At 35.0% G+C, this 19,960-nt stretch carries 41 protein-coding genes and 1 pseudogene; 5 read left to right on the forward strand and 37 right to left on the reverse strand.

Going from position 1 to position 19,960, the window contains the following annotated elements; all coding sequences use genetic code 11:
* Positions 1 to 13: 13 nt before the first annotated feature.
* The 16 genes from GH715_RS02430 to GH715_RS02500 form a co-directional block, all read right to left on the reverse strand.
* On the reverse strand, positions 14 to 559 hold the full coding sequence (locus tag GH715_RS02430; protein WP_153834008.1) for an NUMOD4 domain-containing protein: 546 nt from the start codon (positions 557 to 559) through the stop codon (positions 14 to 16).
* Complete coding sequence (locus tag GH715_RS02435) at positions 560 to 733, reverse strand: hypothetical protein (protein ID WP_153834007.1); 174 nt, start codon at positions 731 to 733, stop codon at positions 560 to 562.
* A gap of 5 nt (positions 734 to 738) precedes the next feature.
* Positions 739 to 1,029, reverse strand: coding sequence for a hypothetical protein (locus tag GH715_RS02440; protein WP_153834006.1), 291 nt, complete (start codon positions 1,027 to 1,029; stop codon positions 739 to 741).
* Between the two features lie 12 nt (positions 1,030 to 1,041).
* A complete protein-coding gene (locus GH715_RS02445) occupies positions 1,042 to 1,311 on the reverse strand; it encodes a hypothetical protein (protein WP_153834005.1) in 270 nt (89 codons plus the stop codon).
* 114 nt (positions 1,312 to 1,425) lie between these two features.
* Complete coding sequence (locus tag GH715_RS02450) at positions 1,426 to 1,587, reverse strand: hypothetical protein (RefSeq protein WP_153834004.1); 162 nt, start codon at positions 1,585 to 1,587, stop codon at positions 1,426 to 1,428.
* A gap of 4 nt (positions 1,588 to 1,591) precedes the next feature.
* Positions 1,592 to 2,287: a sigma-70 family RNA polymerase sigma factor gene (locus GH715_RS02455; protein WP_163578415.1), complete on the reverse strand. Its 696-nt coding sequence runs from the start codon at positions 2,285 to 2,287 to the stop codon at positions 1,592 to 1,594.
* Positions 2,271 to 2,396, reverse strand: a complete 126-nt coding sequence (locus tag GH715_RS21735) for a hypothetical protein (protein WP_267463666.1) — start codon at positions 2,394 to 2,396, stop codon at positions 2,271 to 2,273. Before GH715_RS21735 ends, GH715_RS02455 begins: the two co-directional genes overlap by 17 nt.
* The gene (locus GH715_RS02460) at positions 2,393 to 2,665 is read right to left on the reverse strand and encodes a hypothetical protein (protein WP_153834002.1); all 273 of its coding nucleotides are present in this window, start codon (positions 2,663 to 2,665) and stop codon (positions 2,393 to 2,395) included. The genes GH715_RS21735 and GH715_RS02460 overlap by 4 nt, the downstream gene beginning before the upstream one ends.
* Entirely contained in the window at positions 2,665 to 2,838 is a 174-nt protein-coding gene (locus GH715_RS02465) for a hypothetical protein (protein WP_153834001.1), read from the reverse strand. Before GH715_RS02465 ends, GH715_RS02460 begins: the two co-directional genes overlap by 1 nt.
* 10 nt (positions 2,839 to 2,848) lie before the next feature.
* A complete protein-coding gene (locus GH715_RS02470; protein ID WP_153834000.1) occupies positions 2,849 to 3,067 on the reverse strand; it encodes a hypothetical protein in 219 nt (72 codons plus the stop codon).
* A gap of 30 nt (positions 3,068 to 3,097) precedes the next feature.
* Positions 3,098 to 3,355 (reverse strand): IDEAL domain-containing protein, encoded by a 258-nt coding sequence (locus GH715_RS02475; RefSeq protein WP_163578416.1) that lies wholly within the window; start codon positions 3,353 to 3,355, stop codon positions 3,098 to 3,100.
* 10 nt (positions 3,356 to 3,365) lie between these two features.
* Positions 3,366 to 3,797, reverse strand: a complete 432-nt coding sequence (locus GH715_RS02480) for a hypothetical protein (protein WP_153833998.1) — start codon at positions 3,795 to 3,797, stop codon at positions 3,366 to 3,368.
* Entirely contained in the window at positions 3,787 to 5,034 is a 1,248-nt protein-coding gene (locus GH715_RS02485) for a replicative DNA helicase (protein ID WP_153833997.1), read from the reverse strand. The genes GH715_RS02480 and GH715_RS02485 overlap by 11 nt, the downstream gene beginning before the upstream one ends.
* A 2-nt stretch (positions 5,035 to 5,036) precedes the next feature.
* The gene (locus tag GH715_RS02490) at positions 5,037 to 5,315 is read right to left on the reverse strand and encodes a hypothetical protein (RefSeq protein ID WP_153833996.1); all 279 of its coding nucleotides are present in this window, start codon (positions 5,313 to 5,315) and stop codon (positions 5,037 to 5,039) included.
* 4 nt (positions 5,316 to 5,319) lie between these two features.
* Positions 5,320 to 6,129: a conserved phage C-terminal domain-containing protein gene (locus tag GH715_RS02495; RefSeq protein WP_153833995.1), complete on the reverse strand. Its 810-nt coding sequence runs from the start codon at positions 6,127 to 6,129 to the stop codon at positions 5,320 to 5,322.
* Positions 6,130 to 6,143: 14 nt separating this feature from the next.
* Positions 6,144 to 6,365, reverse strand: coding sequence for a helix-turn-helix domain-containing protein (locus GH715_RS02500; protein WP_153833994.1), 222 nt, complete (start codon positions 6,363 to 6,365; stop codon positions 6,144 to 6,146).
* A 170-nt stretch (positions 6,366 to 6,535) separates the two neighbouring features.
* Between GH715_RS02500 and GH715_RS02505 the strand changes: the two genes are divergently transcribed.
* On the forward strand, positions 6,536 to 6,757 hold the full coding sequence (locus tag GH715_RS02505) for a helix-turn-helix domain-containing protein (RefSeq protein ID WP_153833993.1): 222 nt from the start codon (positions 6,536 to 6,538) through the stop codon (positions 6,755 to 6,757).
* A 156-nt stretch (positions 6,758 to 6,913) separates the two neighbouring features.
* Here GH715_RS02505 and GH715_RS02510 read toward each other — a convergent pair whose 3' ends face one another.
* From GH715_RS02510 to GH715_RS02590, 17 genes are all read right to left on the reverse strand, one after another.
* Entirely contained in the window at positions 6,914 to 7,426 is a 513-nt protein-coding gene (locus tag GH715_RS02510) for a hypothetical protein (RefSeq protein ID WP_153833992.1), read from the reverse strand.
* A 19-nt stretch (positions 7,427 to 7,445) separates the two neighbouring features.
* Entirely contained in the window at positions 7,446 to 7,643 is a 198-nt protein-coding gene (rpmF, locus tag GH715_RS02515) for a 50S ribosomal protein L32 (RefSeq protein ID WP_153833991.1), read from the reverse strand.
* A gap of 12 nt (positions 7,644 to 7,655) precedes the next feature.
* Complete coding sequence (locus GH715_RS02520; protein ID WP_153833990.1) at positions 7,656 to 7,793, reverse strand: hypothetical protein; 138 nt, start codon at positions 7,791 to 7,793, stop codon at positions 7,656 to 7,658.
* Between the two features lie 4 nt (positions 7,794 to 7,797).
* A complete protein-coding gene (locus GH715_RS02525; RefSeq protein ID WP_153833989.1) occupies positions 7,798 to 8,211 on the reverse strand; it encodes a hypothetical protein in 414 nt (137 codons plus the stop codon).
* The gene (locus GH715_RS02530; protein ID WP_153833988.1) at positions 8,192 to 8,530 is read right to left on the reverse strand and encodes an HNH endonuclease; all 339 of its coding nucleotides are present in this window, start codon (positions 8,528 to 8,530) and stop codon (positions 8,192 to 8,194) included. The genes GH715_RS02525 and GH715_RS02530 overlap by 20 nt, the downstream gene beginning before the upstream one ends.
* 24 nt (positions 8,531 to 8,554) lie before the next feature.
* On the reverse strand, positions 8,555 to 9,199 hold the full coding sequence (locus GH715_RS02535) for an ERF family protein (protein ID WP_153833987.1): 645 nt from the start codon (positions 9,197 to 9,199) through the stop codon (positions 8,555 to 8,557).
* A complete protein-coding gene (locus GH715_RS02540; protein WP_153833986.1) occupies positions 9,200 to 9,733 on the reverse strand; it encodes a host-nuclease inhibitor Gam family protein in 534 nt (177 codons plus the stop codon). It abuts the gene before it with no gap.
* Positions 9,734 to 9,837: 104 nt separating this feature from the next.
* Positions 9,838 to 10,062 carry a hypothetical protein gene (locus tag GH715_RS02545; RefSeq protein ID WP_153833985.1) on the reverse strand — a complete coding sequence of 75 codons (225 nt, stop codon included), beginning with the start codon at positions 10,060 to 10,062 and terminating at the stop codon, positions 9,838 to 9,840.
* Complete coding sequence (locus GH715_RS02550; protein ID WP_153833984.1) at positions 10,055 to 10,303, reverse strand: hypothetical protein; 249 nt, start codon at positions 10,301 to 10,303, stop codon at positions 10,055 to 10,057. The genes GH715_RS02545 and GH715_RS02550 overlap by 8 nt, the downstream gene beginning before the upstream one ends.
* Positions 10,287 to 10,412: a DNA-binding anti-repressor SinI gene (gene sinI, locus GH715_RS02555; RefSeq protein WP_153833983.1), complete on the reverse strand. Its 126-nt coding sequence runs from the start codon at positions 10,410 to 10,412 to the stop codon at positions 10,287 to 10,289. The genes GH715_RS02550 and sinI overlap by 17 nt, the downstream gene beginning before the upstream one ends.
* Positions 10,413 to 10,576: 164 nt before the next feature.
* Positions 10,577 to 10,864: a hypothetical protein gene (locus GH715_RS02560; RefSeq protein WP_228760231.1), complete on the reverse strand. Its 288-nt coding sequence runs from the start codon at positions 10,862 to 10,864 to the stop codon at positions 10,577 to 10,579.
* Positions 10,865 to 11,103: 239 nt separating this feature from the next.
* Positions 11,104 to 11,367: a hypothetical protein gene (locus GH715_RS02565; RefSeq protein WP_153833982.1), complete on the reverse strand. Its 264-nt coding sequence runs from the start codon at positions 11,365 to 11,367 to the stop codon at positions 11,104 to 11,106.
* Between the two features lie 19 nt (positions 11,368 to 11,386).
* A complete protein-coding gene (locus tag GH715_RS02570; RefSeq protein WP_153833981.1) occupies positions 11,387 to 11,626 on the reverse strand; it encodes a hypothetical protein in 240 nt (79 codons plus the stop codon).
* A 13-nt stretch (positions 11,627 to 11,639) separates the two neighbouring features.
* Positions 11,640 to 11,924, reverse strand: coding sequence for a helix-turn-helix transcriptional regulator (locus tag GH715_RS02575; protein ID WP_153833980.1), 285 nt, complete (start codon positions 11,922 to 11,924; stop codon positions 11,640 to 11,642).
* A 238-nt stretch (positions 11,925 to 12,162) separates the two neighbouring features.
* The gene (locus tag GH715_RS02580; RefSeq protein WP_153833979.1) at positions 12,163 to 12,405 is read right to left on the reverse strand and encodes a hypothetical protein; all 243 of its coding nucleotides are present in this window, start codon (positions 12,403 to 12,405) and stop codon (positions 12,163 to 12,165) included.
* The gene (locus tag GH715_RS02585) at positions 12,402 to 13,175 is read right to left on the reverse strand and encodes a phage antirepressor KilAC domain-containing protein (protein ID WP_153833978.1); all 774 of its coding nucleotides are present in this window, start codon (positions 13,173 to 13,175) and stop codon (positions 12,402 to 12,404) included. The genes GH715_RS02580 and GH715_RS02585 overlap by 4 nt, the downstream gene beginning before the upstream one ends.
* The gene (locus GH715_RS02590; protein WP_163578418.1) at positions 13,175 to 13,429 is read right to left on the reverse strand and encodes a helix-turn-helix domain-containing protein; all 255 of its coding nucleotides are present in this window, start codon (positions 13,427 to 13,429) and stop codon (positions 13,175 to 13,177) included. Before GH715_RS02590 ends, GH715_RS02585 begins: the two co-directional genes overlap by 1 nt.
* A gap of 158 nt (positions 13,430 to 13,587) precedes the next feature.
* Between GH715_RS02590 and GH715_RS02595 the strand changes: the two genes are divergently transcribed.
* From GH715_RS02595 to GH715_RS02605, 3 genes are all read left to right on the forward strand, one after another.
* Positions 13,588 to 13,941, forward strand: a complete 354-nt coding sequence (locus GH715_RS02595; RefSeq protein WP_163578419.1) for a helix-turn-helix domain-containing protein — start codon at positions 13,588 to 13,590, stop codon at positions 13,939 to 13,941.
* Positions 13,942 to 14,490: 549 nt separating this feature from the next.
* Complete coding sequence (locus GH715_RS02600; protein ID WP_153833975.1) at positions 14,491 to 15,054, forward strand: hypothetical protein; 564 nt, start codon at positions 14,491 to 14,493, stop codon at positions 15,052 to 15,054.
* Positions 15,055 to 15,092: 38 nt separating this feature from the next.
* Positions 15,093 to 16,526, forward strand: a complete 1,434-nt coding sequence (locus GH715_RS02605; RefSeq protein ID WP_153833974.1) for a recombinase family protein — start codon at positions 15,093 to 15,095, stop codon at positions 16,524 to 16,526.
* Positions 16,527 to 16,553: 27 nt separating this feature from the next.
* Here the strand turns inward: GH715_RS02605 and GH715_RS02610 are convergent.
* From GH715_RS02610 to yjbM, 4 genes and pseudogenes are all read right to left on the reverse strand, one after another.
* Positions 16,554 to 16,643 (reverse strand): annotated as a pseudogene (locus tag GH715_RS02610) (ribose 5-phosphate isomerase A); the annotation flags it as partial.
* A gap of 81 nt (positions 16,644 to 16,724) precedes the next feature.
* Complete coding sequence (locus GH715_RS02615) at positions 16,725 to 17,621, reverse strand: RluA family pseudouridine synthase (protein WP_153833973.1); 897 nt, start codon at positions 17,619 to 17,621, stop codon at positions 16,725 to 16,727.
* 19 nt (positions 17,622 to 17,640) lie between these two features.
* Positions 17,641 to 18,447, reverse strand: a complete 807-nt coding sequence (locus tag GH715_RS02620; protein ID WP_153833972.1) for an NAD kinase — start codon at positions 18,445 to 18,447, stop codon at positions 17,641 to 17,643.
* Positions 18,448 to 18,461: 14 nt separating this feature from the next.
* Entirely contained in the window at positions 18,462 to 19,085 is a 624-nt protein-coding gene (gene yjbM, locus GH715_RS02625; protein ID WP_018933327.1) for a GTP diphosphokinase, read from the reverse strand.
* 142 nt (positions 19,086 to 19,227) lie between these two features.
* On the opposite strand from yjbM, the gene GH715_RS02630 reads away from it, so the two are divergent.
* Positions 19,228 to 19,809 (forward strand): CYTH domain-containing protein, encoded by a 582-nt coding sequence (locus tag GH715_RS02630; protein ID WP_153833971.1) that lies wholly within the window; start codon positions 19,228 to 19,230, stop codon positions 19,807 to 19,809.
* Positions 19,810 to 19,960 lie beyond the last annotated feature (151 nt).

Consider the following 19,960-nt stretch of genomic DNA (forward strand, 5'->3'; position numbering starts at 1 on the left):
ACTCCAACCTCTCTTATTTGTTTTGTAATGCTTGACGCGCTTTGTTTGTTAAATGCTCCCATCTATAACCCCTGGCTATATCTGAAACGGTGCAAAAATGAACGTCAAACATACTAGCGACCTCTTTTGTTTTGAATTTTCCTGTTTGCATTAAGTGGTAAATTGACAAAACTTCTGCTTCGCTTAATTTTGATCTCCCATGTTTTTCGCCTTTTGCGGATTCCTTTAGTCCAGTCATGTAAGCATGTTTCTCGTTTTCGCCATTAGTCACCCATTCTAAGTTAGATACATGATTATTCCTCTTATTTCCGTCTATATGATTTACCTGAGGTTTATCATCAGGATTCGGAATGAAATGCATTGCTACTAATCGGTGGACAGAAAATCTTTTTTGAACGCCGTTTTTACATAAAATTATTTGGTAGTAATGACCGTTATCTTTTGATGACATCACTCTTCCGTTTTTATCTCTCTTAAAACTTTTAACTCGGCCGTGGTTGCTAATCTGGTACATGCCTTCAAAATCTTTTATATCGACCCATTCTTCCAACCTACTCATCTAATCCCTCCTAGCCGTCTTATGAATAGCATCCATTGCTATCTCTTTGATACGCTCATCTTTGGTTATCGTGGCTATGGTTCGCATTTTCTCTCTTAATAGGTGGTTGTGTCCTGTTAGTTTGTTATTTTCTACTTGTGTTCTATGCCATCTTTTCTCTTCTACAGTGGGCATGGTATTCACTCCCTAAGTTTATTCATAAATTTAATAGCTTCTTTTCCTCTAGCTATACTTTTATCGTTAAACTGCACATAAGCATCGTTATCATGTCCGTGTCCACAACAAGCATTCATCACTCCTGGTAACGTTCCGAGACAAGCGTCATGACCTTCTGGTGTAGCATGTTCTCCACAATATCCACAAGCTCTTTCTGTATGTGTTTCTACTGTTGATTCTTTAGTGTCGCTATAAACCCATTCTTTGCCGTTATGTTCTATTGGATGACCTCTTAAATGTGATGTGGCTGTCATGGTATTCACTCCTTAAACTAAGTCGTATTCCATTTCATTTCTAACACTTAACCAACGCTCTTCATCCTCGCTCTTTAATTCTCCATAACCGATCATGTCGCCATATTCCATATATCTACTCCAATATTCTTGACAGGTTTTACACCAGTAATTGCTTGCTATATCGCCACCATCAACAGTAGTGATCAATTGCATTTCAGACCCTTTAAAAACCTTCCTCGCACAACCAAAGCAATGATGATCTTTTCTGGTAGTTACTGTCTTTTGAGATAAAACATCCATTTTTTCACCCTTTCAAATTATTTAATATAAGCCGTTCTCAACGATTTTGTTTCTCTCGGGTGTATTTAGTCTAGTAAACTATTTAAAACGATTCTGTGATACTCTACGTTAGAATTAGAACCATGAACTATGTGGAGAAACAACTTTAACCTTGTAATAATTCAAAATCTTCACCAGTTCCTTATCCGTTTTCCCCTCTACATCGGTATAACCATGTTTGGCTAATTGGTTTTCTAAGTGACTGCGGTAATAATCTTGTTTAATAGCTGGTTGCATAGGATCACCTCGCATATTGTTGGTATTTCTTCCTCACCTTTTTCATGATAAATCCTGTATATCCTCTGCTTTTGTTAAAGATTTTTCCTATGTCCCTATCTGTGTAACCATCCATCTTTAGTGACAAAACTCTATTCTCTATTTCATTCAAGCGATCTTTGAATTCATTCACATATATTTCTGTTTCGTCGTATGGTGTTGAAGTTAAAATATCTTCTAAAGTATCGTCTGAATCTATTTCCGCCTTTTGATTTGTGCTTTTGATTCTTGTTTTCATTGTTTCTAGTGCGCTTGTAACATGTTCGATTGGCGCATCTAATTTCTTTGCTACCTTTTCTGGTTCTTCTTCTTCTAGTTCACACTGCCGTATTTTAGTCATTAGCCAATATATGTGAGAAGGTACTCTAACTAAGAAGTTATGTTTTGCAATCTCGTTCATCATATAGCCTTGTATATACGGTCCTGCAAAACTTAAAAATTTCACTCCTTTATCGCTATCAAACTTTTTAAATGCTTCGGTTAATCCCATTGCTCCAGAAATAAATAAATCCTCTTTTGTCATACCTATAAGGAAAGCTGTTTTCTTTAATGGATTAATTTTTTCTTTGATAAACCCTGTATGCTTTTCTAACAAGTCATCTACAGTTACCCATTCCCCATCGATGTATTTCTGTTCCATTCCCTCACCTTCTTTTGTCATCAAAAATGATATAGCTTACCTTTTTCGGTTTACTGTAATATGTCTCTACCTTCTGCAATACTTCACCATCACTATTCTTATAGGTGCTTTCTTTTACGTATTGTTTCATGCGATCACCTCACACAAATCTATAACCAATCGGCACATGTATTTTTTATTTCTAGCTAAATGACATACAGCCCAATGCACTTCCCATGGATCTCGGTTATATAATTTAGCAATCTGTGTCTCGTTAAATCCGTGGTTGAAAAGGTCAGCGATTTGTTCTAGCACAAAATCTTCAAAGCTATATTCCAGGTCCTCATTTACGATGGTGTAACTTTCTTCTTCTTTTAAGAAATAAGCATCTCGTAATGTGTTAATACTCTGACCTTGCACTATCCATCCCTCCAAACAAGATAATCCTGATATATGCGTTCAAAATTCTTTACACGTTGTTCCTTTTCTTCCTCTGTGCGTTCTACTTGGTGTATCTTGGTCTTTTGTTTATGTTCCTCGTACCAGTCTGGGATGATGTTGGGTGATGGTTGAGATTCTATTTCTCTATTCATCTAATCCCTCCTAAAATGGTAAATCGTCTGGATCTATACTTGGTCTTGATGCTTCAGCAATCTTTTCTTTTACTTCTTCATAAGATTCTTGAACTATAATTTGTTGCCCGAAATTGTGGACCGCCGTATCTATCCTGCAATTATCATTAGATTTCAAAATTGAAACGATATGATTAATGTTTATTGATGTAGTAAATCCGCCTTGTGTATCTGTTATTTCAATGAACATCCTTACCCCTCCTAAAAGTCTTTAAATTGATTACGCATGAGCGACTTCAATCTTCAATTTGTTTAATTCATTTGTCAGTTTGATAAATGATTCTTTGTCTCCGATGTCTAAAGCATGATTTATTTGCATTTTCAACATATCCTCATCAGTAACGGTTGTTTTACACTCGTATTCCATTTTTTCGTAAGACGGATCAGCATCATCAACCATTCTTTTTTTTATTATTTCTTGTTGCTTTTCAATTTCTTCTAACAAGATTTTTTTAAGAAAACTATGTTCGTTGTACATATTCATCCTCCTAAAAGTCTTTAAATTGACATTGATACATCCCAACCATCTTGCCTTTTAACTCAAGTAAGTCTGATACTTTAACGTCTCTGCCATCCATGTGATATAAATAATCTCTGGGACGAACATTCCATTTTTCTATTTGGATTCCGTTCATGAAGCAGAAACTTTTTAAATCGTCTAATGTTTTAGCTTTGATTAGATATACATGACCGTCATAAAGAACCTCATATAAATCTTCTTTGTCTGGTATCTTCTCTTTCATTTCGGTTATCAATGGATTCATGCGATCTCTAAATCTGTCTTGCACATAAAAATCTAATTCTTTCATGTCTTGATCTAGTGTTAATGTTTTTTTGTCGAATACAACGAGCATGATTAAAGCTTGTAAAGAAGGATAATTTTCCTCAATGGCTATGTTTAAACATTCTTTAATTTTCACTTAGGTCACCCATCTTTCCAGTTGCTTTGTTGTAATAAACCTTTGCTTTGCCTGTCGGACCATTTCTTTGTTTTGCTATGATTATTTCTAGTTCATTTTCGCCAATATCTTGGTTGTAATAATTCTCCCTATACAAGAACATGACCATGTCTGCATCTTGCTCAATACTTCCAGATTCACGAATATCTGATAGAAGTGGTCTTTTGTCTTGCCGTGCTTCAACTGCTCTTGATAATTGCGCTAGTGTCACAACAGGACAATCATATTCTTTGGCAATCATTTTTAAATTTCTGCTTATGTCCGTTACTTTTGCATGATCTGAATTAAATTTGCCTTCATGGTGAATTAGCGTCATGTAGTCAATAAATACAATGATTTGTCTGCCTTCGTATTTTTTCTTAGCTTTTCTCACTTTCGATCTGATGTAAGGAATGGTTTGCATTGGCTTATCGTATATTTCATAATCTTTTTTGAATAATTCGTTTGTTGCATACTTCCAGTCGTCTTTCTTTCTGTCAGATAATTCATATGGATTTGTTGCAATAAACAAATTAATTTCACCAATTGTAGATACAAGCCTTCTGGTTAGTTCCTCTCCTGACATTTCTAAACTAAAAACAAGAGGTACTGCATCTTGTTCAATTGCTTCAAGAACGAATTTAAGCATTGTTGCTGTTTTCCCCATTGAGGGACGGGCAGCCATAATGTAGCTTGACTGATTTCTGAAACCTTTCATGTAGTTGTCTAAATCTTTCAAACCAGTTGCTATTACTTGTTTGTCTTTATTATCTGTAAAAGCTTCATCATGTAATTTTGTTAGCATTGCGTTTTTATCTGGATCATCTTCTACAGCAAAATCATCCATTTTTTGAAGTCGGTCCAGTAATTGATCTATGTCCTTTTCTTCTTTCGATAGCCACGTTTTGACGATCTTTTCGCTTGCTCTAGCTTTAAACTCTTGCGTTAATTTCTTTTCGTAAGAATCAAAATTCTCTACATCTCCATGATGTTCGATTTGATCTATGAATGTTGCTCCACCTAATTTATCTAATATTTCAAAGTTTTCGCTTAGCAATGTAACCTTATCTATTGCTGTATCTTCTCTTGAGAGTTTCTGCATAGATTCATAGATTGATTTATTAATATCATCAGAAAAGAAATGCTTTGTAATAGCTGTGTCTTTAAGTAGTGAGTTGTCCTTTAAAAAACATCCAAGTATCTGTTTTTCTAAATACATTTTCACAACATCCCATTTTCTCTCAACATTTCTTCGTGTCTGATTTGATCTAACGTTTTCTTAGGTTCTGGTAGGTAATACTTGAGTAGTCCAGCTATAGTTGGATTGAATGTTTCATTATCAATATAGTCATCTATCATTTTGATGAATTTCTTTTCTTTATGATCTTTAAAGCGTTCATACCAAAGAGACAAATTTTTATCAGATACTTCAAAATTCCAGTTTGGATAATAAATCATTAATTCTTTCATTTTTTCTCTGAATAATTGTTTATCTAACATGCAATCACTCTCCAAAAGTTAAATTATCGAAAGCTGCAAGTTTGTCAGCGTGTTTTTGTGTTTTTCTTGAGTTGATATCTGTTACCTTTTCAGTCCAATTAAGCCTTTCTTCAAACTTGTTATTGAATAAAGTCGATGGTTGTAAATAGTCATCACCGTATGCTCCATTACCAAACTTTTGCCCTTTCCATTTCATGCAACAAATATCTATTACTTTATAAAAATCATCTTCTCTAAAACCTTCTCCCCATCTAGCAGAGATAACTTCTTTCGTCTTCTTGGTTGTTGGTCTAAATTTCTTATTAGTTTTTTCATTTAGATAATTGACGATATCAGCGAACGGTATATTATCTTTATCATTCTTTTTACATTCTTGATCATTATTGTTTATATCCGCCGACTGTTTCTTACCTTCTCCGTTAGGTGTTTCTTTACTGTTACCCCCATCCTTTTTTGATTGATATAAATCCCAATTTATCAACGTTACAAGTGTGTATTGTCTGTTACCCTTACCACGATCTATAGTGATCATCTGCTGTTTCTCCATCCATTTCAAAATGGTAGAAATTGTCTTCGGGTTAGGTTCTTTCCATTTCAATCCTTCGTAGTAACCTACACCTTGTGCTATTTGTCTTACGGAAGTTAATCGTTGCCCTGGTTTAACTGTGAAAAATTCTCCTGTGTCCATTGGTATCTTTTTTTCAGAGTGATTCACATTGTATTTTAAGTACTGCCATACTCTGTGATATAAAGGTGGCATCAACCAAATGTCGCTATTCAGTTCGTCACGATAGTCTTTGATATAACCAGGCATTTCAGCACCAACCTTTAACCAGTTTTCCTTTGTTCTCTGATATAAAATAAATCTCCAATCTCACAATCTAGCGTCCTGCATAATTTAACTAATAACTCAATGTCGATCGAGTTAGCTTCATTGTTTGCTAGTTTCCTAACCATGTAATAACTTAGCCCTGTTTTATCTGTGAAATCTTTTACTGACTTGTAACCCTTCTGGATAATCTGTATTTTTATGTTGTTCTCTAAGATCATTGCGCCCTGTCTCCTTCCTATAATCGTTAATTTTATTGTAATGAATATAATAACTATTGTCAAGGATATAATAATTTAGTGCGAATGTGGAAACATTCATATTTAGAATTAATAATTATTGTGTTGTGTGTTATAATAAAATTGTATTTACTGATACAGAGGTGTATAAAATGAGTGACGAATTAAAAAATAATATCCGTATATTGATGGCAAAGCATGATATACCTTCTATAATCGAATTAGAGAGACGCTCTGGCGTTAGTAGACAAGTATTGGATAGATTGATTAAGAACAAGTCAAAGCGTCTCGATTTCGATACTGTGGTTAAATTGTGCAATCTATTTGACTGTGAACCAGGGGACTTATTCTACATTGAAAAGGAAGAAGACTAATCCTCCTTCTTCCTCAACACCGCATACCATCCCTCAATCCTCACAACCTCCCAATCTGGTCTATTCCTGCTTATATAAGCCACTACATAACGTTTGAATAGTTTCTTATCCCCCTCTGACCAGTGTTTATATACGTGGGGGATGGGTTCTTTTAGTTCAGTTAGCATTGTCTAGGCGATCCTCTACAAAACAAGCAACTTTGAAATTTTTCTTGATTTTATCCCAACCGAAAATTAATTGATTTTCTTCAAACTTAACGGAATTTTCTAACGTAATATCTACTGTAAAAGATGCTCTATTCTCATGTAGCAAGTCTCCTTTTCGTAACTCCCACGCATCACGATCATGTCTAGCAAAGAATCGCCTTTCTTTCTCTTGTGCTATTTCTTGTTCTGTGGAATGTCTAGGATTCATAAAGAAATTAAATTCTTCATCATCAACCCAAGCTTTTTCACCGTCATAACCTCTTTGATCTATCTGTGCTACACGACCAGTTTTAGGATCTGTTACCCAATCCCCTTCTTTCCATTCTTCCTCTACCTCATAGCCGTTTTTTAATGCTTCAACAAATGTTTCAAAAGGCATTTTATTAAAGTTCATGCTGAAATCTTCTGTAAAACTCTCGATTAAATGTGCGTATTCACGTGTCAATTTCACTTTCTCACTCATTCGATTCACTCCTATTTAATTATTTGAATCCCATTCCTTCGTACTCTAGAAATTGTTTGCCTTTGTACTTACCGCAATCTGTGCAAATATGATGAACGGTTTCCCCAGATAAACTCTGAAATGTTGATTGTTCTGTAAAAGAACCAATGTTTTTATGTTTGCAAAATAACTGCATTAATTTGTTTTTCTTCTTGATTCCATTTGCATACTGTTTCATTTCCTTCACTCCTTATAATTCCTTCATAAAATAGCTTGATAATACAACAAACACTAGCGTTAATAGATAATGCACAGATAAAGATAAAAACGCACATACAATAAAGGTGCTGGCTAATCCTACATTGGCTAAGGATGATGCTTTTTTCATGGGATTACCTCCTGTCATTGACTGCTTGAAGTTCGTTCTCTAACCTGTTTCGCTTTTGCCTTAAATCTACTATCGAATTTTCTATAGCTGACTGTCTGTTTTTAAATTTGATATACAACGCATTTGCATCTCGTTCTTGTTTTCTATATTCATGTATGGTTAACTCTGCATTTGCTTCTTTCATAGCCACGGTTCCAGTTCCGTTTATTACTGTTTCAGCGTGTATTCTCTTGCGTTCCAGATAAGCTGTGTCTTTTACATATGCCGATTCTGCTACTAAGTCACCAACGATGTACAAGGCTTCATTGTATAACCTTACTAATTCGTAAAGGTGCGCTAATTCTTCATGATCAAGTTGCTTGATGTTGCTGTTTATTCTTTCTAGTTGTTCCATTCGTTTAATGATTTTGTCGTTCATAATATCCCTCTAACTCTCGTTTCTTTTGCTTGCGCCATTCCCTTCCCTCTTGGGTGTAATCTAACCAGTTGTGACATGTGCCAGAGTTAACGCTAGGGCCGCAAACTAAAATTAGATTGCTTGGATCATTTCCACTTCCTAAATGTGCAGCGCTTTGTAGATGTGCTACTTCAAATGCATAAGAAGAAGTACGGCCGCATTTTTCACATTTCCATCCTGATCTTCTTATAACTTCCTCCCTTGCTTTCTTGGTGATTTTAGTTATTTGTCCTCTTTTTGGTACTCGTCTTTTATGTTGTGGCTTTGGTACGGCCGGCATATAATCACTCCTTTAGGAAGGGCACTATTGAGTAGCGCCCTGTTTTAATGCTTCAAGGTTGTTGCAAACTGTGTCGTATTCTTGTTTATTTAGCTGTGCAACTTCTGTCTTGTTGTAATCCCTCATGATTACTCTTTTTACTTCTTCAGCTGATACATTTACTTCATTAGCTATAGCAAATAATCTTTTAACCTGTTTTTCTGTTAAGTTGCCATTTGGTGGTTTACCTTGTGTTTGATAGGTTTGTTTTGAATTATTTTGATTGTTCTGATTTTGGTATTCGTCTGTATCAGCATCTTTGGTGTCATCAATTAGATAAAGACCATTTAAAGCGTATTTTCGAGCGTATGAGGAAGCTGTTCCGGTTATCTGCGAGTCATCCATCCCTTTCTTGTTTAAAGACTCTCTAGCGTAAGCTGTGACCGAATGTGTTTCATTTCCATCTGTTATAGTTGCGGTTGCTTTTATATAGTATCTATCGCCTGTCAAAACCGGTTCGTCTGTTAACGTAAGCAATAACCCTTCTTCATCATTTAAAGGCTTTACGCCCTCTAAAATGTCCTCTGCTGACCTGTAATTGTAATTACCAAAGTTATTTTTTTGATCCTTTGGTACTTTAAGCTTGGATTGAACACTTAATAGTTTCTGAACTAGATTCTTTTCAGCCATTTAATCATCCACCTTTACCGTGAAATCTTCGCCTTGTTCCTCTACTGTGATACCTTCTATTACTTCACCAGTTTCTGGATTAAACACCTTTCCGTCTTGGACATCAAACAAACTTTTGATCCCCGCTATGTCGGGTTTATACGTTACTTTTATAAAATCTTGCATATTGTTTTTTGTAAGCGAATCAATTATTTTATCTTTATCGTAATTCCACTTCGCAGGCTTTTTGCGGAAGCCGATTTTTCCATGTGGTAGTTTTTGAGATTTGAACTTAGGATCTTCTTCTCGTTTTTTTACTGCGTATTGAGCGAGTAATCCTTGGAAATAATCGATAGACTGCTGTAGCTTTTCTTTCTCCTGTTGTTCCCATGATTCGATTTTCTCTATTTCAGCTTGTGCTAGTTCTGAATTGTTTTGTATTTGTTGTGTAATGTCTTTAATCTTGCGTAAGGCCCAATTAGCAGTTTGATCATTGTCTATCTGAAAGCTTTCATTCACCTGTTCTTCTTGGTCTAAATACTCTTGTAATTCCATGTATAACCCTCCGTTATTTGATTTTTTAGAGGACTTCTTATATAATTGAATTAACCTTATTTAAGAAGTCCCTAAGTGCTTACTGTGCGGTAAGTGCTTTTTTCTTATGCTTCATCCTCGACTGCGCCACATTCTGATAAGATAAGTTGTGTCTCTAATGACATATTTTCTTCTGCGAATACTTTCGTTTTTCCATCAACTTTTAGTTTGAATACTGGATCACCTTTTTTGATAGGTTTTCCCATCGAATCAAATACTTGTTCAGCAGGTTCAAAGATATATCCTTTACGTCTGATTTCCGTTACATCTGGATGTTGAATATCAAGCATGTTGTAATTCCTCCTTTGCTCTTTCTAAGCGTTCTTCTTTATCACCGTAAAATGCTGTAACTACAACTTTGTCAGATTCAATTGCAAGCCATTTTGTCCCTTGGTCACTTTCTTTTTCATCCAGTTCTCCTAAATCCATAAACGGCTTTAACTTTTGCATTGCTTCCTCTTTTGTAGTCGGTTCAAAGTAATAAATTTGGATTTTCCCTCCACTTTCCAACACATCATTTAACGTCTTCATCATCATTTCTCCCTTCAATAAAGTTTTTAACTTGCTCTACAGTGACACCATTCTTTCTAGCTAATTGCATCAACTGTATCCATTCATCTAAATCAACGTACTCTTTCAACTGTTCACCCCTTTCTACTAGTAAATCCTAGCGAGCACGAACGGTAGAACCAAAGCCGAGTCAAGACTTTTTATGGCAGCTCGTATTGACTGATACGATCATTACTTAAGGAGGTGTGGATGATCGTTCATGCTCGCTAGGAAGAACTAGCTTGTAGTCCTTCCTTAAATATCTTCAAACATTACCGTGTTAAATTTTTGATTTGGTATTTCTTCAAATTCAACTTCTGAACTTGATCTGCCGACATAAATTTCTTTTACTGTTAATATGTCGCCTTCGTTTATGTGTTTCCTAGCGTGTTCTTTGTCAAATTCATATCCGTTTTCGTTTAAAAATCTAACTTTTCTACCTGTTGGGGGTGTTTCACTTCCGTATCTATCAAAGTTAAGGCTATACATATCTACACCGCCACGAAGGCTCATGGTTGGTTTAGGATCAATAAAGTTAATCAATGACATCATCCTATCTATTAAAATTTTAAATATTGTGCTATACTGTACTTACAACAATTCAACTTTCTTTCTGTAAAGCGCCTTTTGCCGAAGGTGCTTTTTCATGTGTGTAATGCAATCATGAGGATAAACATTAATGAGATTGCTAGACTGATAAACTGTTTCATATGCTCACCGCTGAGAAGTAAAAGAATAATATTGCTATGATGAACAAGATTCCGTAATATGCTTTGACTACTTTATCGCTCATTCATCATCATCCTCACCTGAAAATCCGTTAATTCTTTGTAGTGCTTCATGCTGACTGGATTGTATTCTTTCTTTACTTTTGCGTAATCATCCAATGCTCTTGCTGATCTGACTAAGTTAGTAGCAAACAATAACATGGTGTCTGTATCGCCTTGTTTAGCTAGTTCTTGCATGCGTTCAGCACAATGTTCGATACAACGTATTTCTTCTTCTACTTCCTTTACATACACTCTTGGATAGTGTTTAGATAGCATTTCCATTCCTCCCTAATTTTTAGCTTTGATATTTTTCAAAAAAACTTTCGTGTTTTTCCAGCACTTCGCTTAAATTGTTGGAAGTTTCTTGTTCTATAATCCGTTCGTTATCATCATCTTTTCTCCATACAATCGTTTCCCATGCCCATGAAGTGAAATTAATATTTCCGTATTTTCTGAAAATGGTACTAATTCGATATTTAGAGTTGATTCTTGTATGAATATTTGTAAACATCCTCACATCTGTTTTTCCTTCCATCTAATCCCTCCTATTAAGCTACAAACGGTAATAATGGTGATATAAAACTTACTACTGTTGGCATGCTTGTAATTGTGTCACCGATAATCTGTGCGTTATGCATAAATGCTATTAGTTGATCTTGACCATTCGTTGTTTTGCTCCATCTGAATAAATCTGCTGCCGCTACTGTATAGACACCATTTTCTAATTTGGATACGGTAGTGCGAGCCATACCCATTTTTTCGGCTAACTGCGCTTGCGTTAACCTTGCTTTCAACCTCATTTTTCTAAGAAGATTCCCTATTTCAAGTTCCACCTTCTATCCTCCTTTCATGTGCTGTATCAGCACGTTCTCTATCAGAACACTATCTATTAATCTATCTCTCTATTTGGTAGTATTATATTGCGCCCTAAGGGATGACTGTTCATCATCCAAACCCTTATTTTTGTAATACTCTGCCTTGATCCGCGGCATTGATGTCTTAGCAAAAAAATCGTATATCAATGTCGCGGTATATTTTGGACTGGTCTTGAAGTGTAAATTTGCCATTAGATCACTCCTTATTAACTTTTTCGAGAACATAATTGAGTGTGTCTCTAAGAACTTTGGCTTCTTCCATGCTGATAAATACTTCTGATTCAAATCTTGGTTCGATAAAATTGTAATTTTCGCTTGATTCATCTTCATTTCTTTGTAGTTCAGTTACAGCTAGAACAATACTTAAATCATCGTGATTCTCAACTTGGATTTCTGCCATAGATTCTTTAAATAATAGATTTACTTTTTTCATATTCATTTGGTAGTCTCCTTTTCGTTTTCTAAATAGAATTCCATTTTCATTTGTTCCATAGTTGGAAGGATGCCTTTTTCTTTCAAAAATTCGTAAAGGAATAATCGTCCCTTTTGTGTCCATTTGGTTAGTAAACTTACACCTGGTCTGCCATCTGTGTGGTTAAATTGAGTAGTTTCAGATTTTGTATATCCATTTCCTTTGTATTTGGAATAAAGTAACCATTGACCACTCATTTTGTACTGGATACCATGCTCTTTTAACAACTTGTTGAATTGTCTAGCTGACATTCCATAATCATCTGCTATTTGGGAAACTGTCATTAAATCAGATGATTTGAGAATTTCATCTACATAAGTAACTTTTGGTTCGTATTCTGAAATTTGTTGTTGATACATTTTGTTTTCTAATTTCAATTTTTCTACTTGTTTATCAGCTATTTGCAGTGCTCTTTTCATAACCATTTCTGGACTATTCCACATTTTTTCTAAGTTCAGAAAATATTGTCTAGCTTGTTTTCCTTTTTCTGTTCTTTGGATCATTGATATTTCTTTAGCCATATCTAATCTAAGTAGATAATCTTTCGTTTCTTGTTTGTTGGCAGGGTGGACAAAAAAGTCCGTGGTGTAATCTTGATTTTCAACGAAACCATATTCAGTCATTCTCGGAAACCATTTTCTAAAAGGAGTGCTTACTTCTAAGAACTCATGTAATTCTCTTGCGCTTACGATTATTTCTCCTTGATCATTTTCTTGGGTAGTGATTAATTGATTCATTACATTACCTCCTGTTTTTGTTTGTTATCGCAATTTGCGATTTGATCATCAAAAAAAATTAGTTCATCAATCGTGATGTCATACAAATTCCTTAATTTGATTAAATGTTCAACTCTTGGTTGTCGTTTGCCAGTCTCAAATTCTGAGTAAGTGCTTGGTGTAACACCTAATTTCTTAGCAACGAACATAGATTTCATCCCGCGTTCTTCTCTTAGTTGTCTGAGTTTTTCGTGAATGTTCTTGATGTCTGACATATATTTATCACCTCTTTCAAAATCGCATTTTGTGATGTCTTGAGTATATAGTAACATCGCATTTTGCGATTGTCAACAAAAAAATAGCACGATTTGCGAATTTATATATAAAAAATCATGAAATGCGATATAATGGCTTGGTGAAAGGAAGGGTGTATATGGATAAAATAAAGCTTTCTGAGAGGTTGAAACAGCTTCGCAATAGCAAAGGATTGTTTCAAAAAGAAGTAGCTGACAAACTAGGTATTAAACAAAATACATTGTCTGGTTACGAAAATGGAACACGAAGCCCAGATAACGAATTATTAAAGGATATAGCAGATTTTTATAATGTAACATTAGATTATTTATTAGGTAGAAGTGACGATCCTACGTTAACTGAAAAAGAGAATAAAGACTTTTTGGAAATCAAAAAATTAATAGATAAAATGGAAAGGGAAGGGAAACATAATGAATTAGAACAACTAAAGTCGTACACTAAATGGCTAGCGCACGACTTAGAAGAGGATTAACTTTTTAACAACTCCTTGTAGCGATCAATTAATTCTCTTGCTCTAGGGTCTTTACTTTGGTAACGAATGATAGTTTTTAATGATTTCTCAAATGATTTTTCCAACAAGTACAACCCCTTTTCTGAATGCTTGTTACCCCCAACCCAGAAGTTTTCATGCTGTTTCACAGAACAAGCGTTCTTATAATGTATACTTTTATTGTAACATGATTGTCATAGAAAAAGAATATTAAAAATACATGTTTTAAAAGTTTTTGCACAGTTCTTTCAAATTTCGACAAAATCAGTCAAGAGAGTATCCAGTTTTGTGTAATTTAATGGATTTTATTGTAATTCTACGCTTACATATGAATCTAGCGTAAAAAATTAGGTATTCACCTTTTATATGATAATCTACTATTCTATCGTATTTACATCGTGATCTTATTTTATTAAAGTGATAGTCTGCTAATCTGGCTAGTTCGCATGCTCTGTTCATAATTATTTATTGTAAAATGTAGAAAATATATTTTATACAAGTAAATGTTTCCAATAGAAAAGGAGTGTTTTTATGAGTTTTGTATTTACTTTCGTAGGATTGATTTCTATTTTAGCAGGTGCTATAACATATTTATCTACAAGAAAAAAAGAAGATAAAGGGAAGATAGGTAAAGCAATCTTAATAACAGGAGCTGTCGTTTGGTTGATCGGTGTAATCATCCCAAGTGGAGGTAACGATACTGCATCATCGAACGAAGATTTAACTACAGAAGAAAAAATAGAAGAAAGTCTTGATGATTGGGAATTGAGAGAATTTAAAGAAAATGATGATAATACTGTTTATGTTGAAGCATTTGCGAATGAAAGTTGGTCGAAAGATACTTTAAAAAACAGTATTTTAATAAACATGGCAGATATAGCAGAAATACTTAAAGGCGAGAATTACAACAGAATTGATATAGATTTTTACACTTCTCTTGTTGATCAATACGGAAATGCGGAAGATGGATCAGTTTTAAGAACAGCATTTACTAAAGAAATTATGGATAAGATAGATTTCGAAAACTTCAACCCTGAAAATATACCAGAAGTAACAGTCGATTATTGGGAACACGATTTATTTAACAGGGAGTAAGCGTACCTAGTGTGCGCTTTTTTAGTAGGAGGAAAAATATGAGGGCAGCATGTTATATACGAGTTAGTACACAGGAACAAATGGAAGGTTACTCTATATCAGCGCAAAAAAGACAGTTAACAGCTTACTGTGAATCACAGGGTTGGGATATAGTAGGTTACTTTGTGGAAGAAGGGAAAAGCGCGAAAGACACCAATAGAACGGAATTACAACGGATGATTAAACAAATAGAGAATGGTTTGATTGATTGCGTGCTTGTATATAAATTGGACAGGCTTACTCGTTCTGTAATGGACTTATACAAATTATTAGAAGTATTCGAGAAACATAATTGTAAGTTCAAGTCTGCTACAGAAGTATACGACACCACAAGCGCCATAGGTCGTATGTTCATCACTTTAGTTGCTTCATTCGCTCAATTCGAGCGTGAGAGACTTTCTGAACGTGTTTCCATGGGTATGGAGGAAATGATGCGTGCTGGCAAGTGGAAAGGCGGAGACATTGGTTACGGACACGATAAAAAGGATGATAAATTTGTTATAGTAGAACATGAAGCAGAAGTAATCAGGGATATGTTTAAATGGTATGTTTATGAAGGATATGGTTACGAAAAGATTGCTGTTCGTTTAAACCAAGCCGGCATTACAACAAGAAGAGGAAGAGACTGGACTGGTGATGCAGTTAGAAAAGCAATGATAAACAAAAAGAATATCGGTATTCTGGAATATGGTGTGAGAAAAAATAAGGACAAAGCGTTTGAGGTAGAAGATATATTCCCTCCTATTATAGATCGGGAATTATACTTCAAAATGACAGGTGTCAGACAATCAAGGAATGAACTTCATGGAAAACAAGCGACAAGCGATTATTATTTTACTGGCATTTTAAGATGTAATAATTGTGGCGGTAAGTTAAAAGGAATATCATCTAACACAAAGTACGGAAGGATTAAAAGATATAGATGCAGGAATGTAACCTTAAAGAAATGCGACATGCCTTCTACATCTGAAGATCATATAGAACCACTCTTTTTGGAAGAATTAAAAAGAAAAATCATAGAAGATGAAAAACCAGAATTAGAGAGATATAAGGAAGCTGACACAGATGCGATAGATCAATATAATAAAATCAATAAAGAATTAGATAGCATCAAGAAAAGACGAAAAAAATGGCAATACGCATGGGCTAATGATCAAATAAGCGATGATGATTTTCAGGATAGGATGAAAGAAGAACAAACGAACGAGGAAAAGCTATTGCAACAAAGAGAAGAATTAAATTTCAATGACCAAGAACAAATGAACGAGGAATTAAAACAATTAATGCATGATACACTTGCTAACTGGGATAAATTAAATGATTTGGAAAAGAAGCAATTAATTTTATTAACAATTGAAAGCATTGTAATAGATATTCAAAAAACAGAAAGAAGAAAGAACAAAGTAGTAATTAGAGACATAACTTTTCATTAGGGTTATGTCTCTTTATATGCCTATCGTATGAACAGGAGAACCAGTTCCAAGACCGACTAGCATTCCGTCCTGTACATATTCAACAGCCTTTTCTCCTGCAATCTGCTTACTATCCATTTCATCACCTCTTCTTTTTTTGGGGGAGAAGCACGAAAGCCAGGCTCTCGTATAAAAAAGAGTGAACCTTTGCTTATTCGTTTATGACTTCGCTAATTTAAATCGTTGCCATGCCTCTTCTAAATCGTCAGCTAGTGAGATTTCGAATTCCATAAGTTCCTTTGTGAGCGGATGATGAAAGGAAAGCTGATGACAGTGTAATGCTTGACGCTTTAATTTCGTAGTATCACCGTCATATAAACTATCACCAATCAAAGGATGGCCAATCGAAGAGAAATGAACGCGAATCTGATGGGTTCTTCCCGTTTCTAATTTGATCTCTACGAGCGAAATGTCTTCTAACTCCTCTTTTACTTGATAATGCGTGATAGCTCTTTTTCCTGTAGATGCAACCACCCTCTTAATAATTGAATCTGGAGCTCGGTCAATCGGGTAATCTAGCACCCCTTTTTTCTCGTTAAGCTTACCAGCAATAATCGCTTGATATCGTCTGTTTACCTTCGCTTCATGCTGGTCTTGAAATAAAATGGAATGGCTATAACGATGCTTGGCGATTAATAATAACCCTGATGTATCACGATCCAATCGTGTCACCACATGAACTGTGTAAGGTACTTGCTGTTGATCATAGTGATAAATAATCCCATTCGAAAGTGTATTACTAGGATGGTGAAAGGACGGGATAGTAGCCATATACGGCGCTTTATTCAAAACTAGCACATCATCATCTTCGTATATAATATCAATCGGAATTGCCTCCGGGATTAATAACTCGCTTCTTTTTTCTGGAGGGAAAACAACCTCTACCAGATCATTCTCTGACAAGCGATGACGTACGGTGACGCTATTATTATTGACTAGAAGTTTACCACCTTCAAATTTAATTGCTGTTAAAATTCTCCGTGATATTCCTCGCACTTGTATTAAATATTCTCTTAACAATAAGCCGTCGTACTGCTTATTTACTTTCCACTTCAATTTATCCACCTACACTATATTATGATCTTTCATCAGAAATAAAGGAGTCGTGCACCCTTTTCCAAAAAGGAAAGGCTCGGAACCTAGCAAAGCGAATTTTTTCATCTGAGACACGACATTCGATTCGATCAATATTGGCATACTCCTCTGTATTATGATCTACAGTAATTAACATACTTCTATCATGATATAGTGGCAAAAGCTCACATACATGATGTTTCGGTAAAATTAACGGAGAACCAATTGTCCGGTAGACACGATTATTGATTGACGCCATCTCCGTAATTTGTAAGGCATTAAGGGACGGGTGGAGGATAGCTCCACCTAACGCTTTATTGTATGCTGTACTTCCAGATGGGGTTGATACACATAAACCATCTCCACGAAAACGTTCGAAATGTGCCCCTTTAATATGAACATCCATTGCAACTGTACTATCAATTGATTTGACCGAAACTTCATTTAACGCCACGAACTGTTGATACTGTTCACTATCAACTGGATGAATTTTTATATCTAATAACGGATATTCCACCACTTCAAAGGGCTTTTTAGCAATTTCAATAATTAATTTCTCCACTTCCTCTGGCACCCAGTCTGCATAAAAGCCTAAATGACCTGTATGAACTCCGATAAACGCGGTGTCTTTCAATCGATGTTTGTATGTATGGAAAGCCTCCAGAAACGTACCATCGCCACCTACAGAAATAACAAGTTCTGGCTTCTCTTCATCATATTCAAGTGAAAAATCCGTTAAATATTGTTTCACTCTCGACTTAATCACTTCTGACTTATTATCACTTCTTGACAGGATTGCAAAGCGCATGTTATCCCCCTCCATTACTTGTCATCACTTTCTTTGTTAGTTTTAAAAATTCGTTGTGCTTCTTGAATTTCATCTTTTACTTTAGCCATTTCTTCATCTAATTTAAACGCTGCTTCTGCAGCACGTTTTAGTCTTGATCTTACTTTTTCAGGTATTCTTCCTTCATATTTATAATTAAGAGAATGCTCATTTGTCGCCCAAAAGTTCATGGCCAATGTACGAATCTGAATTTCAGCAATAATTTTTCGTTCCCCGTGAATCGTTTCTACTGGGTAAGATATAATTAAGTGATAAGAACGGTATCCACTTTCTTTCTTATGATTAATATAATCACGTTCTTCTATTACTTCAAAATCATTCCGTGACTTTAAGCGGTCAACGATATCATATATATCATCAACAAATTGACAAACAACACGAACTCCTGCAATATCCTGTAATTCTTCTATATTATCCATATGTATATTTTTACGTTTCATTTTTTCTTTAATACTTGATACTGGCTTAACTCTAGCCGTCACAAATTCAATTGGTGAGTGGCTGGACTCATATTCAAATTGTGATCGCATCCCTTTCAGTTTTACCTTTAATTCTTCAACCACCTGTGCATAAGGTGCCAAGAAGTTCCTCCAATTCATGTCTTGCACCACCTATTGTTTACAATATCTGAGTTTATTTTATCATATATTCTGACAAAGAAGTAATCATTGCCATTTTCATTATTTTTGCTTTTTTGTCAGAAATCCTTCAAAATATAGAAAGCATGAAAGGATGAGTACAATGTCACAAGAAATTGAGATAGAATTTAAAAACCTTTTAACAAATGAAGAATACCAGCAATTAGTTAAACATTTTCACTCCTATCAGTTGACGGAAATTGAGCAGAAGAATCACTATTTTGAAACAACTGATTTTCAATTAAAAAAGCATCATGCTGCCCTTCGAATCAGAGAAAAGCAGCGGACATTTCAGTTAACATTGAAGCAGCCTAATCCGAAAGGACCTGGTTTGTTGGAGACTCATTGTCCTATAACACCGGATGAAGCACAACAATGGATCAACGGGCATATTATTGGAAAAGATGAAGTATCAAAAGCTCTACAAGCCATCCATATAAATATCCAGGATTTAAAATACGGTGGAATGTTGAAGACAAATCGTTTGGAATGTACGTATGACTATACTACCGTTGTCCTTGATCAAAGTCATTATAACGGTTATACCGATTATGAATTAGAATTAGAAGCGGAAGATGAGCAACACGGTAAAACCGTCTTCCAACAACTATTAACTGCTCATCAAATTCCAAAACGGAAAACCCCGAATAAAATTGAACGATTTTATCATACACTAAAGATATAGGAAACGCTTTCATTGCAAAACAAATATAACCTGCTATACTGTTCAATAACAGTTGAATACCTACTGCTAAAAGGATTAAACTACCAAAACACATAAGTTGCTAGTTCTATGTAAACACTGTTACAATATAGTAACATAAAGAGAGAACTAT

It is taken from the genome of Gracilibacillus thailandensis (genome assembly GCF_010994055.1).
GTDB lineage: Bacteria > Bacillota > Bacilli > Bacillales > Amphibacillaceae > Gracilibacillus > Gracilibacillus lacisalsi.

What these genes read in the sequence shown, in the direction of transcription:
- GH715_RS02430 (WP_153834008.1), bottom strand. Translation starts at nt 559, where the DNA reads ATGAGTAGGTTGGAAGAATGGGTCGATATAAAAGATTTTGAAGGCATG.
- GH715_RS02435 (WP_153834007.1), bottom strand. Translation starts at nt 733, where the DNA reads ATGCCCACTGTAGAAGAGAAAAGATGGCATAGAACACAAGTAGAAAAT.
- GH715_RS02440 (WP_153834006.1), bottom strand. Translation starts at nt 1,029, where the DNA reads ATGACAGCCACATCACATTTAAGAGGTCATCCAATAGAACATAACGGC.
- GH715_RS02445 (WP_153834005.1), bottom strand. Translation starts at nt 1,311, where the DNA reads ATGGATGTTTTATCTCAAAAGACAGTAACTACCAGAAAAGATCATCAT.
- GH715_RS02450 (WP_153834004.1), bottom strand. Translation starts at nt 1,587, where the DNA reads ATGCAACCAGCTATTAAACAAGATTATTACCGCAGTCACTTAGAAAAC.
- GH715_RS02455 (WP_163578415.1), bottom strand. Translation starts at nt 2,287, where the DNA reads ATGACAAAAGAAGGTGAGGGAATGGAACAGAAATACATCGATGGGGAA.
- GH715_RS21735 (WP_267463666.1), bottom strand. Translation starts at nt 2,396, where the DNA reads ATGAAACAATACGTAAAAGAAAGCACCTATAAGAATAGTGATGGTGAA.
- GH715_RS02465 (WP_153834001.1), bottom strand. Translation starts at nt 2,838, where the DNA reads ATGAATAGAGAAATAGAATCTCAACCATCACCCAACATCATCCCAGAC.
- GH715_RS02470 (WP_153834000.1), bottom strand. Translation starts at nt 3,067, where the DNA reads ATGTTCATTGAAATAACAGATACACAAGGCGGATTTACTACATCAATA.
- GH715_RS02475 (WP_163578416.1), bottom strand. Translation starts at nt 3,355, where the DNA reads ATGTACAACGAACATAGTTTTCTTAAAAAAATCTTGTTAGAAGAAATT.
- GH715_RS02485 (WP_153833997.1), bottom strand. Translation starts at nt 5,034, where the DNA reads ATGTATTTAGAAAAACAGATACTTGGATGTTTTTTAAAGGACAACTCA.
- GH715_RS02490 (WP_153833996.1), bottom strand. Translation starts at nt 5,315, where the DNA reads ATGTTAGATAAACAATTATTCAGAGAAAAAATGAAAGAATTAATGATT.
- GH715_RS02495 (WP_153833995.1), bottom strand. Translation starts at nt 6,129, where the DNA reads ATGCCTGGTTATATCAAAGACTATCGTGACGAACTGAATAGCGACATT.
- GH715_RS02500 (WP_153833994.1), bottom strand. Translation starts at nt 6,365, where the DNA reads ATGATCTTAGAGAACAACATAAAAATACAGATTATCCAGAAGGGTTAC.
- GH715_RS02505 (WP_153833993.1), top strand. Translation starts at nt 6,536, where the DNA reads ATGAGTGACGAATTAAAAAATAATATCCGTATATTGATGGCAAAGCAT.
- GH715_RS02510 (WP_153833992.1), bottom strand. Translation starts at nt 7,426, where the DNA reads ATGAGTGAGAAAGTGAAATTGACACGTGAATACGCACATTTAATCGAG.
- rpmF (WP_153833991.1), bottom strand. Translation starts at nt 7,643, where the DNA reads ATGAAACAGTATGCAAATGGAATCAAGAAGAAAAACAAATTAATGCAG.
- GH715_RS02520 (WP_153833990.1), bottom strand. Translation starts at nt 7,793, where the DNA reads ATGAAAAAAGCATCATCCTTAGCCAATGTAGGATTAGCCAGCACCTTT.
- GH715_RS02525 (WP_153833989.1), bottom strand. Translation starts at nt 8,211, where the DNA reads ATGAACGACAAAATCATTAAACGAATGGAACAACTAGAAAGAATAAAC.
- GH715_RS02530 (WP_153833988.1), bottom strand. Translation starts at nt 8,530, where the DNA reads ATGCCGGCCGTACCAAAGCCACAACATAAAAGACGAGTACCAAAAAGA.
- GH715_RS02535 (WP_153833987.1), bottom strand. Translation starts at nt 9,199, where the DNA reads ATGGCTGAAAAGAATCTAGTTCAGAAACTATTAAGTGTTCAATCCAAG.
- GH715_RS02540 (WP_153833986.1), bottom strand. Translation starts at nt 9,733, where the DNA reads ATGGAATTACAAGAGTATTTAGACCAAGAAGAACAGGTGAATGAAAGC.
- GH715_RS02545 (WP_153833985.1), bottom strand. Translation starts at nt 10,062, where the DNA reads ATGCTTGATATTCAACATCCAGATGTAACGGAAATCAGACGTAAAGGA.
- GH715_RS02550 (WP_153833984.1), bottom strand. Translation starts at nt 10,303, where the DNA reads ATGAAGACGTTAAATGATGTGTTGGAAAGTGGAGGGAAAATCCAAATT.
- GH715_RS02565 (WP_153833982.1), bottom strand. Translation starts at nt 11,367, where the DNA reads ATGCTATCTAAACACTATCCAAGAGTGTATGTAAAGGAAGTAGAAGAA.
- GH715_RS02570 (WP_153833981.1), bottom strand. Translation starts at nt 11,626, where the DNA reads ATGGAAGGAAAAACAGATGTGAGGATGTTTACAAATATTCATACAAGA.
- GH715_RS02580 (WP_153833979.1), bottom strand. Translation starts at nt 12,405, where the DNA reads ATGAATATGAAAAAAGTAAATCTATTATTTAAAGAATCTATGGCAGAA.
- GH715_RS02585 (WP_153833978.1), bottom strand. Translation starts at nt 13,175, where the DNA reads ATGAATCAATTAATCACTACCCAAGAAAATGATCAAGGAGAAATAATC.
- GH715_RS02590 (WP_163578418.1), bottom strand. Translation starts at nt 13,429, where the DNA reads ATGTCAGACATCAAGAACATTCACGAAAAACTCAGACAACTAAGAGAA.
- GH715_RS02595 (WP_163578419.1), top strand. Translation starts at nt 13,588, where the DNA reads ATGGATAAAATAAAGCTTTCTGAGAGGTTGAAACAGCTTCGCAATAGC.
- GH715_RS02600 (WP_153833975.1), top strand. Translation starts at nt 14,491, where the DNA reads ATGAGTTTTGTATTTACTTTCGTAGGATTGATTTCTATTTTAGCAGGT.
- GH715_RS02605 (WP_153833974.1), top strand. Translation starts at nt 15,093, where the DNA reads ATGAGGGCAGCATGTTATATACGAGTTAGTACACAGGAACAAATGGAA.
- GH715_RS02620 (WP_153833972.1), bottom strand. Translation starts at nt 18,447, where the DNA reads ATGCGCTTTGCAATCCTGTCAAGAAGTGATAATAAGTCAGAAGTGATT.
- yjbM (WP_018933327.1), bottom strand. Translation starts at nt 19,085, where the DNA reads ATGAATTGGAGGAACTTCTTGGCACCTTATGCACAGGTGGTTGAAGAA.
- GH715_RS02630 (WP_153833971.1), top strand. Translation starts at nt 19,228, where the DNA reads ATGTCACAAGAAATTGAGATAGAATTTAAAAACCTTTTAACAAATGAA.